Source organism: Acinetobacter brisouii (assembly GCF_008993995.1).
Lineage (GTDB): Bacteria > Pseudomonadota > Gammaproteobacteria > Pseudomonadales > Moraxellaceae > Acinetobacter > Acinetobacter brisouii_A.
Map to the genome: position 1 here is coordinate 1 of NZ_BKNN01000013.1, position 16,479 is coordinate 16,479.

Consider the following 16,479-nt stretch of genomic DNA (forward strand, 5'->3'; position numbering starts at 1 on the left):
AATGGCAGTGCATGGAGTGCGGTACGCTCCATGATCGAGACATAAACTCAGCACTGAATATTCTCGCGCTCGGACATGAGCGTCTCGCAGGGGGAATCCCCGTCCTTTAGGTCGGGGAGGATGTCAACTTTTGGTGTACAAGATGGCTTGGCGGGTGGCACACGCTTTATTGATGCCCTGCAACTATTTACGCGCCTTGTAAATATTGGCGATGCCAAAAGTTTAGCCTGCCATCCTGCTACGACCACACACCGCCAACTCAATCCTGATGAACTGAAAGCCGCTAGAGTCAGTGTCGACATGGTGCGTTTATCCATCGGAATTGAGCATATTGATGACTTGATTGCAGACCTTGCACAAGCGTTAAATGCTGGTTAATTCAAATGAAGTTGCCTGCTTTGAGTGCATCTCTTTGACCTGTGCTAGACCGTTGGGCAATTTCATGTTTTAATCATCTAACCCACATAATAAATAGAGTATTTACTCTATTTATTGTTTATAAATTCATACCCTTATCTCTAGATTTCCTCTCAATATTGGTTGTATGCTTTTTTAGCAATCTTGACGTTTTTATTTCAAGAAAGCCAGCAATATCCCATAGAATAATTACATACTCTATTTCCTTTAGATTGAATCGAGGCAGGCTAAACACGTGAATAAGAAACTTGAAAAACTATTCCAAGATAAGGTGCATGACAAAATTGCATTAGTCACAGGTGCTTCAAGTGGCATTGGCATGACTGTCGCTAAAAGACTAGCAAGTGCAGGCGCACATGTACTTTTAATTGCGAGAACAGAAGAAAAACTTTTAGAAGTTAAAGCGGAAATTGAACAAGCAGGTGGCAAAGCTTCTGTTTATCCTTGCGATCTCAATGAAATGGACGCGATTGATGCCGTATCTAAGCAGATTTTAGCCGATGTCGATCATATTGATATTTTGATTAACAATGCAGGACGCTCGATTCGCCGTGCTGTGCATGAATCGCTTGACCGCTTCCATGACTTTGAACGCACCATGCAGCTGAACTACTTTGGTGCTGTGCGTTTAGTGTTAAATATTTTGCCACACATGATTAACCGTAAAAATGGGCAAATTATTAACATCAGCTCAATTGGTGTACTTGCCAACGCGACTCGGTTTTCTGCTTATGTGGCGTCTAAAGCGGCTCTCGATGCATTTAGCCGTTGTTTATCTGCCGAAGTACACTCACATAAAATTTCGATTACCACGGTGTATATGCCATTGGTACGCACGCCAATGATTGCACCGACCAAAATTTATAAATATGTCCCAACGCTTTCACCTGAGCAGGCAGCGGATTTGGTGGCCTATGCGATTGTGAAAAGACCGAAGAAAATTGCCACGCACTTGGGTTACCTGTCTTCATTGACGTATGCGATTGCACCTGAAATTAATAATAAGTTAATGTCGATTGGCTTTAACCTATTCCCTAGCTCTAGCGCTTCAGTCGGCGAACAGGAAAAATTGAATTTGTTGCAACGCACGTATGCACGTTTGTTCCCTGGTGAGCATTGGTAATGACTCAGCTGACCAAGTCTAGTAGATAGGCTTGGTCATTATTCCATCCTCAACGATTTTGTTGTTCAACCAACATATATACCAAGTCCAATTCTAGACATGGATATCCCATTGCCGTTAAGGCTGCGCTGATCTGTCCACGATGATGTGTACCATGATTAAACACATGCAATAAAGTCGCTGCATAAGGCAAGGATTTCGGCTGACCTGTTGAAGTTTGATCATCCAAAGTTCCTGTCAAACGCTGAGGATCAAGCTCATCTAGGAATATTAACCAATTGCTGGCTTTCTCCTGCAATGCCTGAACCAGCACATGCCGATCTTGTTTAACAATCGTATTTAGCGTTAATGTTGGTGAATGTCCTTCTGCAAAACGTGCAAACCAAAGCGCATGCTCACCAAGCAATACATGATTTAAAGTCCCAAAAATACTTTTAAAAAATAAGCCAATATCCCGATAAAAATCAGCATCACTCACATCGGCTAAAGTCTGATTCAGTTTTGTGGTTGCCCAAATATTGTAATGTGCCAGTAGCTTTAAAGTTTCAATATCCATGATTGTTATGCCTTTCTTCTTTCAATTTTTTTAATTTAATTGCATAAAAAAACCTCCCCGAAGGGAGGTTTCATCAGTTCAAATTATTTTGAACCTTTAATCCCTGCTTGCAGCAACAGCGCACCTAAACCACCAATTTTCTGTTCTTGTGGTTTATTGCCTTGTGGCTTCTGACCACCTTGACGCTGTGGACGATCGCCCTGCTCTTTACGTGGTTGCTGCGGACGTTTTGGTTTACGATCCGCCTGATCAGCAGACTGCTCACGGCGTGGTTGACGCTGTGGTTTCGCAGGCGCTTGAGAACCTTCTGGACGCATACTCAAATTCACACGATGACGCTCTGCATCGACCTGAATCACACGAACTTTCACAATTTGACCTGGTTTTACCACTTTATGCGGATCAGAAACAAATTCATTCGCCAATTCAGAAATATGCACCAAACCATCCTGATGCACGCCGACATCCACGAAAGCACCAAAGTTCGTGACATTGGTCACGACACCTTCAAGCTCCATGCCTTCAGTCAACTGTGCAACTTCCGTGATGTCTTCACGGAACTTCGCTGTACGGAATTCTGGACGTGGATCACGACCTGGTTTTTCAAGTTCAGCCAAAACATCTTTAATGGTTGGCAGACCAAACTGCTCATCGACAAACTGATCCGCATCGACCTGACGGATAATCTCGGTATTCCCGATCATATCTTTCACTGTCATTGCTTTGGCTGCGACGATTTTTTCAACCAAACCATAACTTTCTGGGTGAACCGCAGAAGCATCTAATGGTTCAGCACCATCCTGAATACGTAAGAAACCTGCCGCTTGTTCAAAAGTACGCTCACCTAAACGAGGCACTTTTTTCAAGCCTTGACGCGTATCGAAACGACCATTTTCTTTACGATAGTCCACAATTTGCTGTGCAATCGCTTTGTTTAGACCCGCGATATAACCCAAAATTGCTGCCGATGCTGTATTTACATCTACACCCACCGCGTTCACACAGTCTTCAACCACTGCATCCAGCGTTTTTGCTAAACCTGTTTGATTCACATCGTGTTGATACTGACCTACACCAATTGATTTTGGATCAATTTTTACAAGCTCAGCCAATGGATCTTGTAAACGACGTGCAATCGACACTGCACCACGAATTGAAACATCTAGTTCTGGCAATTCCTGTGATGCAAGCTCACTAGCTGAATAGACGGATGCACCAGCTTCACTGACCGTAATACGGGTCAATTGAAGATCGGTATTTTGCGCCATCATTTCAGCAACCACAGCTTCAGTTTCACGGCTTGCTGTGCCATTACCAATCGCAATCAGTTCAACCTGATGTTCACGGCAAAGACGCGCTAACTCAGCAATTGAACCTGCTTTATCTTCTTTGGGTGCAAATGGGTAAATCGTGCTGTGTGCAACCACATCGCCCGACTGGTTCACAACCGCCAGTTTCACGCCTGTACGAATACCAGGGTCGACACCCAGTGTACAACGCGTCCCCGCTGGTGCAGACAACAACAAATGACGTAAGTTTTCAGCAAATACGTTCATTGCTTCAGCTTCAGCCGCTAAGCGTTTTTCAGTCAGTAAAGAATGCTCGATTTGCGGACGTAGTTTACCCAACCAGAACAGTTTTGCTGTGTGCTTTAAGAAATCCTGACGAGCTTGTGGCTGAACTTGATCGAGATTGTATTCAGTTTCGATACGAGCAATCGCTGCATCATCTTCACCATCAACCTTTAAGCCCAAGACATTTTCTTGGCGACCACGCAACATCGCCAATAAACGATGCGATGGTACTTTGTTCAGATTTTCTGAAAATTCGAAGTAGTCGCGGAACTTTTTGCCAACTTCTTTTTTCTCATCCGAAGCCACTGCACTTTTTAAAATGGCAGTTTTTGCAAATAGCGCTTTTAATTCTGTGGTCAGTGCAATATTTTGCGCCCAGTCATCAATAATAATGTGTTGAACCGCATCGAGCTGACTATCAACATCTGGGTAGTCCACATGTTCAAAACCTGCAACCGCAGCCACTGGCTCAAGCTGTTCTGTCAAGATTTTCTCTGCTGCATCACCTAAACCTGCCTCTCGTGCTTTGAACGATTTGCTGGTACGTTTTGGGCGGTATGGCGCATAGATTTCTTCAAGCGCATTCTTGGTTTCTGCCGCATTCACGCGTGCCAATAAATCATCATTGAGCTTGTTTTGTTCTTGTAATGATTGAATTACTTTTTCACGACGCTCGTAGAGATCACGCAAATAACTCAAGCGCGTATCGAGCTGACGCAGTTGTGTATCGTCTAAGCCTTGGGTGACTTCTTTACGGTAGCGGGCAATAAACGGAACACTTGCGCCTTCATCAATTAAGCGAATCGCAGCTTCTACTTGGTTCGGACGTACGGCAAGCTCGCTTGCCAACTGCTGAACGAGGTCAGTCATCGTGTTTGATCCCATAAGGAATAGAACTAAAAGCAGTGATTATAAAGACCATGCTCGTAAAATCTACAGAAATTATGCCGAAAAACTAAAATTATCATCATCATTCAGTTGTTTCTTGGTTTTTCCGTTGTTGCTGTCACTTGCTTTTTAGAAAAAGAGCTGAATAAAATCAATTGAATAAAAATTAGGTAAAATATCGTAGGCGACTGTATATATTTGTTAATTTGAGCAAATTAATACATAGCCATAAGTAATATGAAAGCATTATACTCAAAGCATCGACTATTATATAAATGATAATCAAGGGAGCACTTCATGAGTTTAGTGGTACCTGCTGACAATAAAGATGTCGCACTTCACGACACCGATCGCGTTGAACGAATTTTGGTCGTAGATGATGACGTCCGTCTTCGTACTTTGTTGCAACGCTTTTTAGAAGATAAAGGCTTTGTCGTGAAAACTGCTCACGATGCCACTCAAATGGATCGCCTGTTACAACGTGAGTTGTTTTCGTTAATTGTGCTCGATTTCATGCTACCTGTGGAAGATGGTTTAAGCATCTGCCGTCGTTTACGCCAATCGAATATCGATACGCCAATCATTATGTTGACTGCACGTGGTAGCGATTCTGACCGTATCTCTGGTCTAGATGCAGGTGCAGATGACTATTTGCCAAAGCCATTTAACCCAAATGAATTGCTTGCACGTATCCGCGCTATTTTGCGTCGCCAAGTGCGTGAAGTGCCTGGTGCGCCAAGCCAGCATATGGAAGTGGTGAGTTTTGGTCCTTGGTCACTCGACTTGTCGACTCGCACCTTGACTCGTGAAGGTCAAGTGGTCACCTTAACTACAGGTGAGTTTGCTGTCCTTAAAGCACTGGTACAGCATCCGCGTGAACCGTTGACCCGTGACAAGCTCATGAACCTTGCCCGTGGTCGTGAATGGGGTGCAATGGAACGTTCAATTGACGTACAGGTTTCCCGCTTGCGCCGTTTGATTGAAGATAATCCAGCACGTGCCCGCTATATTCAAACCGTTTGGGGCGTCGGTTATGTGTTTGTTCCAGATGGTGCCGAATAATTAGGGCGGTCTTACGTGACAGCTGAACCAAATAACCCGAAGAATAATATTGTTCTCGATTCTTCGGGTTACTATGCCAAACCACGAACCCAATTTGAACGCTTTTTAGATAAACTAAAACCGCGTTCGGCTGCGCTGCGCACCACAGTTCTTGTGACTTTTGTAGTGTGCTTTAGTTTGTTTATGTCGTTATGGTTCATTTGGCGTACCTTATACTTGCCTGAACTCCAGCAACACGCGGGTTATTTGGCAATTGAATCTGAAATTATTCATAACCCAAATTTTAAAATCTTACACAATGGGCAGGAAATTCCTGTTGATACATGGCTCAACAAACGCTTGGGTGTGGAGTTTATTACCGATAAGCGTAAATTCCCTGCAATTGTTGACAAGCCCATCGCTGACTTTTTCACAGATCGTATTGAAAAAAGTTTAGCTGAACAAATCAGTGCCAATCCTCAAGATGTCACGGTCTTCTTTAAATTCAAGCCAACCCCGAGTATTTGGGTACAAACGCCAAGTATGCATGGTGCTTGGGTTCGTGAACCGCTAAAAAACTATGCCAACTACAGCTTAGAATTGATTTTAGTTTGGTTCTTGGGTGTCCCAATTTTCTCTGCGGTGATCATTTTAACTTTAGTACGCCAGCTAAACCGACCACTCAAACGCTTGCAAAATGCAGCCAATAGCTACAGTAAAACAGGCAAAGCACCTTTCTTGGCAACCAATCATGGACCTCTTGAAATTCGCGAAGTCAACCAAGCCTTTAATCATATGATTTACACGCTTGAGCAAATCGAAAAAGACCGCCGTATTATGCTTGCAGGAATTTCACATGATTTACGCACACCACTGACCCGTATTCGTCTGACCGCTGAAATGCTCCCCGATGAATTTTTACGGGATGGGCTAATTTACGATGTTGAAGATATGGATGCGATTTTAAATCAGTTCATTTCTTATATGCGTGATGGATCTGATGAAGAACTCTCAGATACCAATATCAATACATTACTACAAGAATTAGTTGTCCAGTTTAAACCACTCGATATTCGCTTCACACCAGAGCCTCTTCCGATTATTCCTGCTCGCAGCCTGTCGCTAAAACGCTTGATTGGTAACCTGATTAACAATTCCAAACGCTATGGTGCTGAACCTATTGAACTGTCTGCAAGTTCTGATGCCGAGAGCATCAAAATTTGTGTAGCTGATCATGGCGAAGGTATTCCTGAAGATCAAATTGATGACCTGATGCAGCCTTTTGTACGCGGCAATAGCGCCCGCACAATTCAGGGCAGCGGTTTAGGACTCGCGATTGTGAAACGAATTGTGGATATTCATCAGGGTGAACTGATTTTGCGTAATCGTGCTGAAGGTGGCTTTGAAGCGATTATTTCACTCCCTCTACCTAAATCTGAAAATTCATAAAAGTTCAAGCCCCTTTTTGAACACTGGGTAAAAGACATTACAAAACCGAAATAATATGTCTGTTTTTTCATCAAAAAATTATTAGACAAACGTTTGATTTCTTTTTTATTTATTGATGATTTTCAAAACCTTAAAAATCATTTATTTTCTTGATATTTATATTTATTTTAAAAATTAGACCTTAGCCTAACAAGCATGAAAATTCGTGATTCAAAGGGTAGAATCGCCTCTGCATAACTTAAAAATCCATTTTTTTTGAGAGTAGAACATGTCATTAGATCGTATTCGCTTAGCTTCATTACATGACAAAGTCATTTCAGCCGAGCAAGCAGCAGAATTAATTCAAGACGGTATGACAATAGGGATGAGCGGTTTTACTCGTGCTGGTGAAGCAAAAGCAGTACCTTTGGCTTTGGTTGAGCGCGCAAAAACAAATCCTTTAAAAATATCTTTAATTACAGGCGCAAGCTTAGGTAATGATTTAGACAAACAACTCACAGAAGTTGGTGCTTTAGCACGTCGTATGCCATTCCAAGTGGACAATACACTTCGTAAAGCCATCAATAACGGTCAAGTGATGTTTATTGACCAGCATTTGTCTGAAACTGTTGAACAAATGCGTAACCTGACTTTAAAACGCCCAGATATCGCGGTCATTGAAGCGGTTGCGATTTCAGAAGACAACTTCATCATTCCAACAACGTCTGTAGGTAACTCTGCAAGTTTTGTTGAATTTGCTGACAAACTCATCATCGAAATCAATACGTCTGTAAGTACTGAATTTGAAGGTGCACATGACATTTATATTCCTGAATCACGTCCAAATCGTGGTCCAGTGCCTTTAACGCATGTTGAAGAACGCATTGGTACAAAAGGCATCAAGTTTGATCCAGCCAAAGTTGTGGGTATCGTATTTAACGATATTCCAGATTCACCATCAAACGTGACTGATCCAGACGAAGAAACTCAAGCAATTGCTAACCACTTGATCGACTTCTTTGAAAAAGAAGTGGCTGAAGGTCGTTTACCGCATAACCTTGCACCACTTCAAGCAGGGATTGGTTCAATTGCCAATGCTGTATTGACTGGTTTTAAACACTCGAGCTTTGAAGACCTTGTTATGTACTCAGAAGTACTACAAGACTGTACTTTCGAGTTGATTGATGCTGGTAAAATGAAATTTGCTTCAGGCTGTTCAATGACACTTTCTCCAAAATGTGGCGAGCGTGTATTTGGCAACCTTGCAGCATACAAAGACAAATTTGTACTTCGTCCACAAGAAATTTCTAACCATCCAGAATTGGTACGTCGTTTAGGCATTATCGGGATCAACACTGCACTTGAGTTCGATATTTACGGTAACGTGAACTCAACACACGTTGGCGGCACCAAAATGATGAATGGTATTGGTGGTTCTGGTGACTTCGCACGTAATGCTCACCTTGCAATTTTCGTCACCAAATCAATTGCGAAAGGCGGTGACATTTCTTCTGTTGTTCCAATGGTGAGCCACGTTGACCACACAGAACACGACACTGATATTTTAGTGACTGAACAAGGTCTTGCTGACCTTCGTGGTCTTGCACCTCGTGAGCGCGCACGCGTGATTATCGACAACTGTGTACACCCTGACTACCAAGCTGCGTTGAATGACTACTTTGACCGTGCTTGTGCAAAAGGTGGTCATACCCCTCACCTACTTAAAGAAGCAGTTGAGTGGCACACTAACTTTGAAGAAAAAGGCAAAATGCTGCCTTAATTCAGTTTTAGACTGAATCTTTAAAAAGAGGCATGTTGTTACATGCCTCTTTTCTTTTGTCTAAAATACCTTACACAACCCGAATTTTTTGATTATTTTAATTAGAACCATTCTAATGATATAAAAATTATGTTCGTCATTCGCCAAGTTCAAGACCAAGATATTGAAGACCTCGTTTCACTGTGGGAAATGTGCAATCTGACCCGCCCATGGAATAATCCAGAAATTGATGCCTTTCGTAAACTACAGCAGAAAGATGGTTTATTCTTAGTTGCAGAAAAAGATCAGCGTTTGATAGCCTCAATTATGGGAGGCTATGACGGACATCGTGGCTGGATTCATTATTTAGCTGTACATCCACATTATCAGCGCTTAGGTGTTGCTACGGCACTCATGCAACAGATGGAAAATCGCCTGACTGCTTTAGGTTGTCCCAAAGTTCAATTACTGGTGCGGCAGGAAAATCTTGCGGTCAGTCAGTTCTATGATCAGCTCGGTTACGAGGAAGTTGAAACCGTTTGTTTGGGTAAACGCCTGATTCAGGATTAGGAAAACATAAATTCTATAATCAACAATAAATTTAAACCGATTAAAAGTGCTGCAGATAATATCACCAGCACTTTGGTGAACTTTGAATTTACAAATTCTCCCATCACTTTTGAACTTGAAGTCAGATAAATTAAAGGAATCATCGACATCGGCAAAGCTAAACTTAAAAATACCTGAGAATAAACCAGCAGATTTTCTAAAGCACGCTCACGATCCCCCCAAATATACAAGCACAGCAATACAGGTAGGATCGCAATACTACGTGTCATCCCACGCTGTACCCATGCAGGAATTTTCAGTTGCAAAAAGCCCTGCATCACCACTTGTCCAGTCAATGTTCCTGTAATCGTTGAGTTCTGCCCTGAAGCAAGTAAAGCTATTGCAAACAGGATTGCTAATGTTTCACTGGCAATTGACCCGACGATATTTTTATCTTGTAAAGAGGCATACAGTGCAGAAAAATGACCTGTATTTGGTAAACTATGCCCAAAAAACAATGCTGCGCCTAAAACCAACAGTAGACAGTTAATGATAAAAGAAAAGCTTAATTGTAAATTCGAATCCCATGTCGCAAAACGAATTGCCTCACGTAAATGCTGCCGATCTGAGCGCACATAATTACGTGACTGAACCAAAGCTGAATGTAAATACAGGTTATGCGGCATGACTGTTGCCCCAACAATTCCCAATGCAATCAACAATGCAGAATCATGCCCTTCAAGCTTTGCGGTCAAAATCGTTGGACTGGGTAAGAAGCCCTGCACAATACTGCTCACATTCGGTTTAGCAAGTACGACCTCATAAGCAAAGATTGCAAAAACCGTCAGGATTAATACAAAAACGACTGCTTCAAGCTTTCGGATTCCTTTTGATAACAACACAAAGAGCAGCCATGTATCTAACAGAGTCAACACCACTCCCCAAAATAATGAAACTCCAAACAATAAATGAAAGGCAATTGCTGTCCCAATCACTTCAGCCAGATCGGTTGCCATAATGGCAAGTTCAGCAAATAACCACAGTATCCAAGCATATTTTGAACCAACCCACGCACGTGTCGCTTGCGCGAGATCCATACCTGTGACAATACCTAACTTGCCGCATAAAGCTTGCAATAGCATGGCAATCAAACTTGAAATTAAAATCACAAACAGCAGCAAATATCCGTAAAGTGCCCCACCTTGAATCGCAGTAATCCAGTTGCCGGGATCAATATACCCAACGGCAATAAGTACACCTGGCCCAGAAAATGCCCATAATTTTTTAAAAAATCCTGCATGCACCTCAGGAACCGAAACACTTGCATGTAATTCATCTAAACTTTTTTTGATGTTCTCTGGCATATCCATGCTCAACAACAATAATTCTTTATTCTATTTGAAAATGATTATTGTTTACATATTTTTATCTTTGTGGTTCTTGCATCATAAAACAAAATAGAAAATAACAAACATAAAAAAAGCCCCAAACTTAAGTTTGGGGCTTTTCGAATATGGTGGCGGGACCCAGGATCGAACTGGGGACACACGGATTTTCAATCCGTTGCTCTACCGACTGAGCTATCGCGCCGAATGCAAAGTATTAAGCCTGAACTTCAGCATTGTGTCAACGTAAAATTTTGTTTTTAATACTATTTGGCTAAGCTTTAAGCAAAAAAAATCCCTGATTTAGGAATCAGGGATTGAAAACACAAATTATGGTGGCGGGACCCAGGATCGAACTGGGGACACACGGATTTTCAATCCGTTGCTCTACCGACTGAGCTATCGCGCCAATGTGGGCGTATTAAACAACTTAATTCTAAAAACGTCAAGTATTAAATCATTTTTTTTCATTTTATTGTTGTGGCGTCGTTGCCACAGATAACTGCCCCAAATGAACTAAACAGCGGTGTATTGCACCACAACCCGGAATAAAACGTAGCGCTTGTTTATCTTTTTCCATACGACACGCTTCAGCCACCAAACGTTCAGCAACCCCACGTCCACGATTGGCTGGGTGAACAACGATATATTCTAAAGTCCGTTCTTCACCTGTTCCACGACACCAAATTGCACCAATAATACGGCTATTAAATTCTGCAGTATAAAGTAAGGTATACTGAGTGAGATTGTGTTCAAGTTGATCAATTGCATCTTGCCCATCGCTAAATTCAGGGCTGGTGTCATATAAACGCTCAAGCTGATTGCGTATATCTTCACTTGGAAGAGAAGTATAAGCATGTACGGTAATAGGCATTGATTAACCCTCCTGAGCAAATTAATATGCTGTGTTCAATCGCACAGCTATTTTTATCGCAAAATTTGACGTTTTTGAGGAATGTGTCTATGACGCAACGTATCAGTGAAGTGGTCAGAAATACCAACGAAACCAAAATTCGAGTTCGGGTTAACCTCGATGGTACGGGTCAAGGCACATTAAATACTGGTGTTCCCTTTTTAGACCATATGATTGATCAAATCAAGCGACATGGTCTGTTCGACATCGACATCCATTGCGACGGCGATCTGGAAATTGACGATCACCATACTGTTGAAGATTGTGGCATCACACTCGGTCAGGCATTTGCTCAAGCGCTTGGTAGCAAAAAAGGCATACGCCGCTACGGACATTTCTACGCACCTCTTGATGAATCTTTATCACGTGTTGTTGTGGATATTTCTGGCCGTCCTGGCTTATTTATGGATATTCCATTTACCCGCGCACGCATTGGTACATTCGATGTCGATTTATTCTCCGAGTTTTTCCAAGGTTTTGTCAATCACGCCCTGATGACGCTACATATTGATAACCTGAAAGGTAAAAATAGCCACCACCAAATTGAAAGCGTGTTTAAAGCCTTTGCGCGTGCTTTACGTATGGCGTGTGAAGTTGATCCGCGTGCTGCTGACAGTATCGCATCAACTAAAGGGAGCTTGTAATGACCCGTATCGCTTTACTTGACTATGGCATGGGCAATCTTCACTCTGCGGCAAAAGCCCTAGAATATGTCGGTGCAACGGTTGATGTGACCAATGATCCTAAACTGATTGCTCAAGCTGATAAAATCGTGTTCCCTGGCGTTGGTGCTATGCGCGACTGTATTCAGGGGATGCGTGAAGCAGGCATTGATGACGTGATTCGTAATGCCGCTTTCAATAAACCTGTACTCGCAATTTGTGTCGGCATGCAGGCGTTGCTTGAAAGCTCGGAAGAAAATGGCGGTAGTGAAGCACTCGGTATTTTTGAAGGTGTGGTGAAACATTTTCCAAAAATTGAAGGTTTAAAAGTGCCACATATGGGTTGGAACCAAGTCCATCAACGTGACCCAAGTCATCCAATGTGGAAAGACATCGCACAAGATGCCCGCTTCTACTTTGTGCATAGCTATTATGTTGAACCGAAAGATGCAAACGTTGTCGCTGCAACGTGTGACTACGGAATTGAGTTCTGTACTGCAATCTTGAAAGAAAACTTGTTTGCGACACAGTTCCACCCTGAAAAAAGTCATACCGCAGGCTTGCAACTGCTCAAAAACTTTGTGGAATGGGATATTTAATTCTTTCCAGAAGTGAATAAATCGACCTATAGTATCTAGGTCGATTTTTTTGCCTTTTGTATGCCTTTAGATAAAGCCACACTGTCTCAACTGCCTGCTTTTCAAGGGGTAAGCGATCAACAGATGATTGATGTTAAGCAACCTGAACAGGTTTTACTCTTTGAGCAACAGCTCGAAACACTCAACTGTGTCGGTTTTGACACGGAAAGCAAACCCACTTTTCAAAAGAGTGAAGTGCAAACAGGACCACATCTGATTCAGATCGCAACACCCGAATACACATTTTTATTCCCATACTCGCAGTTTCAACAGCCTGCACTCAAAGCATTACTCGCCAATCCGAAGATTCTCAAAGTGGGATTCGGTTTAAAAAATGATAAAAAATTGCTGCATAAGCATCAGCTTAAACTGGAAGGACTGTTCGATCTATCTCATCAATTCAAAGACTTTGGCTATGACAATCAGGTGGGTATTCAAACTGCTGTTGCATTGATTTTGCAGCAATATTTAGCCAAGCCACATCGTGTTACTGTATCGAACTGGAGTCAACAACCCTTATCTTTAATGCAAAAACGCTATGCAGCCAATGATGCCTATGCCAGTTTGCAGGTTTATTTGGCTTTGCAGAAAATTAAAAATCCAAGTGATTAAGGATTAAGGATTTAAAAATAGTTTGCTAAGATAAATCCCATTCTTAGATTGCAATTTTAATAAGGTGCTACAGCATGCTCATCATCCCAGCGATTGACCTGAAAGATGGTAAATGTGTTCGCTTAAAACAAGGCCGTATGGAAGATGATACCGTTTTCTCTGACGATCCAGTGGCAACAGCAACCCATTGGGTAAATGAAGGCGCACGTCGCTTGCATTTGGTTGATCTGAATGGTGCTTTTGCAGGAACACCGATTCATAAAGGCGTGGTTGAAGCGATTGCCAAAGCACACCCAGATTTACCGATTCAAATCGGTGGTGGGATTCGCTCTTTTGAAACTATTGAGCACTATTTGGAAGCTGGCGTTTCTTTTGTGATTATTGGTACAAAAGCGGCGAAAGAACCCGAGTTTGTAGAAGAAGCATGCAAGAAATTTGCAGGTCACATCATTGTCGGTATCGACGCCAAAGACGGTTACGTTGCGACAGATGGTTGGGCAAATGTGCTTGACTTGAAAGCAACTGATTTGGCAAAACGCTTTGCCGATGCAGGTGTATCGAGCATTGTGTATACCGACATCGCCCGTGATGGCATGATGCAAGGTGTCAATGTTGAGCAAACTGTGGCACTTGCAGACTACTGTGGCTTACCGATTATTGCTTCAGGTGGCGTAACCGATCTTGAAGATGTTCGTGCATTAAAAGGTAAATCAGGCATTCTTGGCGCAATCACAGGTCGTGCAATTTATGAAGGCACACTCAACTTACGTGATGCACAAATCTTACTTGATGAAGACAAAATTTTGATCTAATTCAAGCTTATAAAAAAGAGCTCATCTGAGCTCTTTTTTTAATTCTGATACATCGGTTGTTCATCATTCAGAGCAATCACGCCACGCACTGCTCGATAGACAATCCAAATCCAAGAAACTGTTGCCACCACCACCCAAAACACCAGTGCGGCAAATAATCCACCAATAAACACATCAGGCTGATCAAAACTAAAAAACAAATACCCAAAAGGCAATAGACCCAGAATATTCCAAAACAAGTACCACCACACCGTACGAATCTGCCAAGTAAAATGACTGGCATAAATCGTACCGTGCATCGCATCACGTTTGACATAATTCACAATCAAGGCAACGATTGCCAAAATCCCCGCGGAAAAAATTGCAAAACCATACAGCACATACAGCAATAAGGTGAGATTCTTTTTCGCCTGTAGTTCGCTATCAATGTACATTTAACTCTCCTTATCTAATGTATGAATTTTGGAAAGAATGCTATAACTATACATAACAATATGATATTTAGCACAATGGTCGCAAAATAAATTTGGCGAAATGGTTGTTTTTGAGTTTTATGACGTAACTTTTGTTGTGCAAACCATGCAGCAGGCCATCCTCCAAGCAAAGACAAAATATGCAGTGTTTGCTCAGGAACACGACGCTGTTTTTGCTGAGCTGCTTTTTTATCATGCGCATATTGCCAGTAACACACCGCATTGATCAGCAGGATATAAAGCAACAAACCACTTGGCAAAGCCTTGAGTCCCACTGCCAACAATAAAAATAGTGCATAAATCACCATAACAATCACGATGGGATGCAAACTCGATGCTGCCGCTCGTGTTTGAGGCTGATGACTAGGCTGACTTTGCTTGGCTTTTAGATAAACCACCTGCTTGGCACGAAAGCGCCCACGCTCATCTACAATCACCACGTAATCCAGTGCGCAGCCTAAAATTGGACGTGGGCCACGCTGCGCAAAATCTTTGATATGCAAAAAAACTCGTGGCTTACTCAAATCATTGGGCTGAATAAATCCATAGCCTTTGTCATCTAACCATTCAACTAAGCGCCCTTGATCACGCATTGTTATGATTCCTGACTTAATCGAGTTAAACGCTGCTGTAGCATCGCGCGCATTTCATTTGGATTTTTACAGTGTACATCGTCTCCACCACGTCCTTGCGCTGCATTCAGACGAGCAACATTTAAACGTAACAACCAGAAACGACATGCTGCCATCGCCAAGTAAACATCCAAGCATGCTTGTTCATCGTCAGTTAAAACACGAATCTGCTGATAGGCATCTAAATAGGCTTGTAGTTTGTCAGCATCCAATTCCACATTTGGGAACTGGCTACAAAAATCATTGATGGTAATCGCAACATCAAACAATAACTCATCAAAATTCAGTTCAAAGAAATCCAGAATGCCTTGCAGTTCATCGCCTTTAAATAGCGTATTATCACGGAATAAATCTGAATGTACCCAGCCTTTTGGACGTTGCGGATATTGGGCTTGATACTCAGCAAATACCGCATAGACCTGATCAAATAACTCAGCATCGGCTACGGACATGCTATTTTTTAAATCTTGCCCTATCTCTGCCCAATACCCATGATCACGGCTATGGCTACGGGTGAGTGGAAAATCTTGCAATGCAACATGCAGTTGAGCTTGCGCTTTGGCAATTTCTGCCACTTGTCCCGTTGTGGTGATCTCAGGATGCTCACCCCAAACGCGTGGGGCAATTTGTGCAGGTTTCCCCACAATATAGTGAATCGCACGCCCGCCATGCGAGAGTGGTGCAGCGACAGGTACACCATGTGCTGCTAACTGTTGTAAGACAGGAACCAACTCTCCTGCACTTTGCTCTGTTTCATTTTCAAAGACGGTCAGTACAAACTGTTTTTGGTCATGAGTCACAATGAAATAGTTGGTATTTTGAATCCCACCTTGAATCGGAATCAGCTCAACCACCTCCAATCCATAGGCTGCGGAAAATTGCTGAACTTCATTTAAACTCAAAGGAGTGTAAACCGACATAGAAAACCTGCGTGAAACAAAATAAGTTTGGTAGAATGTTGCCACAGTTTACCAAGATGTCACCCTTTCTCGGGAACTTTCTTTCCATAGACCGATA

General features: G+C 42.3%; 18 protein-coding genes and 2 tRNA genes. 11 read left to right on the plus strand and 9 right to left on the minus strand.

What is annotated here, in order from left to right:
- The 3 genes from GBN19_RS05095 to GBN19_RS05105 all read left to right on the plus strand — a co-directional run.
- Nucleotides 1–110 (plus strand): transposase (locus GBN19_RS05095; protein ID WP_171494437.1); only part of this gene is annotated, 110 nt, incomplete at its 5' end.
- Nucleotides 76–378: a PLP-dependent transferase gene (locus tag GBN19_RS05100; protein WP_266095376.1), complete on the plus strand. Its 303-nt coding sequence runs from the start codon at nucleotides 76–78 to the stop codon at nucleotides 376–378. The genes GBN19_RS05095 and GBN19_RS05100, both read left to right, overlap by 35 nt.
- Before the next feature lie 274 nt (nucleotides 379–652).
- Nucleotides 653–1,540, plus strand: coding sequence for an SDR family NAD(P)-dependent oxidoreductase (locus GBN19_RS05105; RefSeq protein ID WP_151777403.1), 888 nt, complete (start codon nucleotides 653–655; stop codon nucleotides 1,538–1,540).
- Between the two features lie 49 nt (nucleotides 1,541–1,589).
- On the opposite strand, the gene GBN19_RS05110 is transcribed toward GBN19_RS05105, so the two are convergent.
- Together GBN19_RS05110 and GBN19_RS05115 are read right to left on the minus strand one after the other, a co-directional pair.
- Nucleotides 1,590–2,096, minus strand: coding sequence for a DinB family protein (locus tag GBN19_RS05110; RefSeq protein ID WP_151777404.1), 507 nt, complete (start codon nucleotides 2,094–2,096; stop codon nucleotides 1,590–1,592).
- Nucleotides 2,097–2,179: 83 nt separating this feature from the next.
- Entirely contained in the window at nucleotides 2,180–4,540 is a 2,361-nt protein-coding gene (locus GBN19_RS05115; RefSeq protein ID WP_151777405.1) for a Tex family protein, read from the minus strand.
- A gap of 315 nt (nucleotides 4,541–4,855) precedes the next feature.
- Between GBN19_RS05115 and ompR the strand changes: the two genes are divergently transcribed.
- The 4 genes from ompR (at nucleotide 4,856) to GBN19_RS05135 (ending at nucleotide 9,356) form a co-directional block, all read left to right on the plus strand.
- A complete protein-coding gene (gene ompR, locus GBN19_RS05120) occupies nucleotides 4,856–5,620 on the plus strand; it encodes an osmolarity response regulator transcription factor OmpR (protein WP_004898958.1) in 765 nt (254 codons plus the stop codon).
- Nucleotides 5,621–5,635: 15 nt separating this feature from the next.
- Nucleotides 5,636–7,048 carry an ATP-binding protein gene (locus GBN19_RS05125; RefSeq protein ID WP_375707853.1) on the plus strand — a complete coding sequence of 471 codons (1,413 nt, stop codon included), beginning with the start codon at nucleotides 5,636–5,638 and terminating at the stop codon, nucleotides 7,046–7,048.
- Between the two features lie 268 nt (nucleotides 7,049–7,316).
- The gene (locus GBN19_RS05130; protein WP_151708445.1) at nucleotides 7,317–8,807 is read left to right on the plus strand and encodes an acetyl-CoA hydrolase/transferase family protein; all 1,491 of its coding nucleotides are present in this window, start codon (nucleotides 7,317–7,319) and stop codon (nucleotides 8,805–8,807) included.
- 129 nt (nucleotides 8,808–8,936) lie between these two features.
- Entirely contained in the window at nucleotides 8,937–9,356 is a 420-nt protein-coding gene (locus GBN19_RS05135) for a GNAT family acetyltransferase (protein WP_151777406.1), read from the plus strand.
- On the opposite strand, the gene GBN19_RS05140 is transcribed toward GBN19_RS05135, so the two are convergent.
- From GBN19_RS05140 to GBN19_RS05155, 4 genes are all read right to left on the minus strand, one after another.
- Nucleotides 9,353–10,699, minus strand: a complete 1,347-nt coding sequence (locus tag GBN19_RS05140; RefSeq protein ID WP_151777407.1) for an Nramp family divalent metal transporter — start codon at nucleotides 10,697–10,699, stop codon at nucleotides 9,353–9,355. The genes GBN19_RS05135 and GBN19_RS05140 overlap by 4 nt on opposite strands.
- 150 nt (nucleotides 10,700–10,849) lie before the next feature.
- Nucleotides 10,850–10,925 (minus strand) — tRNA-Phe (locus GBN19_RS05145).
- Between the two features lie 128 nt (nucleotides 10,926–11,053).
- Nucleotides 11,054–11,129: transfer RNA gene (locus GBN19_RS05150), tRNA-Phe, on the minus strand.
- A 63-nt stretch (nucleotides 11,130–11,192) separates the two neighbouring features.
- Nucleotides 11,193–11,594 carry a GNAT family N-acetyltransferase gene (locus tag GBN19_RS05155; RefSeq protein ID WP_151777408.1) on the minus strand — a complete coding sequence of 134 codons (402 nt, stop codon included), beginning with the start codon at nucleotides 11,592–11,594 and terminating at the stop codon, nucleotides 11,193–11,195.
- Between the two features lie 89 nt (nucleotides 11,595–11,683).
- Here GBN19_RS05155 and hisB point away from each other — a divergent pair, with 89 nt between their 5' ends.
- The 4 genes from hisB to hisA all read left to right on the plus strand — a co-directional run bounded on the left by hisB (nucleotide 11,684) and on the right by hisA (nucleotide 14,357).
- Complete coding sequence (gene hisB, locus GBN19_RS05160; RefSeq protein ID WP_004898951.1) at nucleotides 11,684–12,277, plus strand: imidazoleglycerol-phosphate dehydratase HisB; 594 nt, start codon at nucleotides 11,684–11,686, stop codon at nucleotides 12,275–12,277.
- Entirely contained in the window at nucleotides 12,277–12,894 is a 618-nt protein-coding gene (gene hisH / locus GBN19_RS05165) for an imidazole glycerol phosphate synthase subunit HisH (RefSeq protein ID WP_151708442.1), read from the plus strand. The genes hisB and hisH overlap by 1 nt, the downstream gene beginning before the upstream one ends.
- 60 nt (nucleotides 12,895–12,954) lie before the next feature.
- Nucleotides 12,955–13,545: a 3'-5' exonuclease gene (locus GBN19_RS05170; RefSeq protein ID WP_151777409.1), complete on the plus strand. Its 591-nt coding sequence runs from the start codon at nucleotides 12,955–12,957 to the stop codon at nucleotides 13,543–13,545.
- Between the two features lie 74 nt (nucleotides 13,546–13,619).
- Nucleotides 13,620–14,357 (plus strand): 1-(5-phosphoribosyl)-5-[(5-phosphoribosylamino)methylideneamino]imidazole-4-carboxamide isomerase, encoded by a 738-nt coding sequence (gene hisA, locus GBN19_RS05175; RefSeq protein ID WP_151708440.1) that lies wholly within the window; start codon nucleotides 13,620–13,622, stop codon nucleotides 14,355–14,357.
- Nucleotides 14,358–14,395: 38 nt separating this feature from the next.
- On the opposite strand, the gene GBN19_RS05180 is transcribed toward hisA, so the two are convergent.
- From GBN19_RS05180 to GBN19_RS05190, 3 genes are read right to left on the minus strand one after another with little or no spacing between them, the layout of a single operon-like run.
- Complete coding sequence (locus tag GBN19_RS05180; protein WP_151708439.1) at nucleotides 14,396–14,791, minus strand: DUF4870 family protein; 396 nt, start codon at nucleotides 14,789–14,791, stop codon at nucleotides 14,396–14,398.
- A 14-nt stretch (nucleotides 14,792–14,805) separates the two neighbouring features.
- Complete coding sequence (locus tag GBN19_RS05185) at nucleotides 14,806–15,423, minus strand: DUF1294 domain-containing protein (RefSeq protein ID WP_151777410.1); 618 nt, start codon at nucleotides 15,421–15,423, stop codon at nucleotides 14,806–14,808.
- 2 nt (nucleotides 15,424–15,425) lie between these two features.
- Nucleotides 15,426–16,382 carry a homoserine kinase gene (locus GBN19_RS05190; protein ID WP_151777411.1) on the minus strand — a complete coding sequence of 319 codons (957 nt, stop codon included), beginning with the start codon at nucleotides 16,380–16,382 and terminating at the stop codon, nucleotides 15,426–15,428.
- Nucleotides 16,383–16,479: the final 97 nt, after the last annotated feature.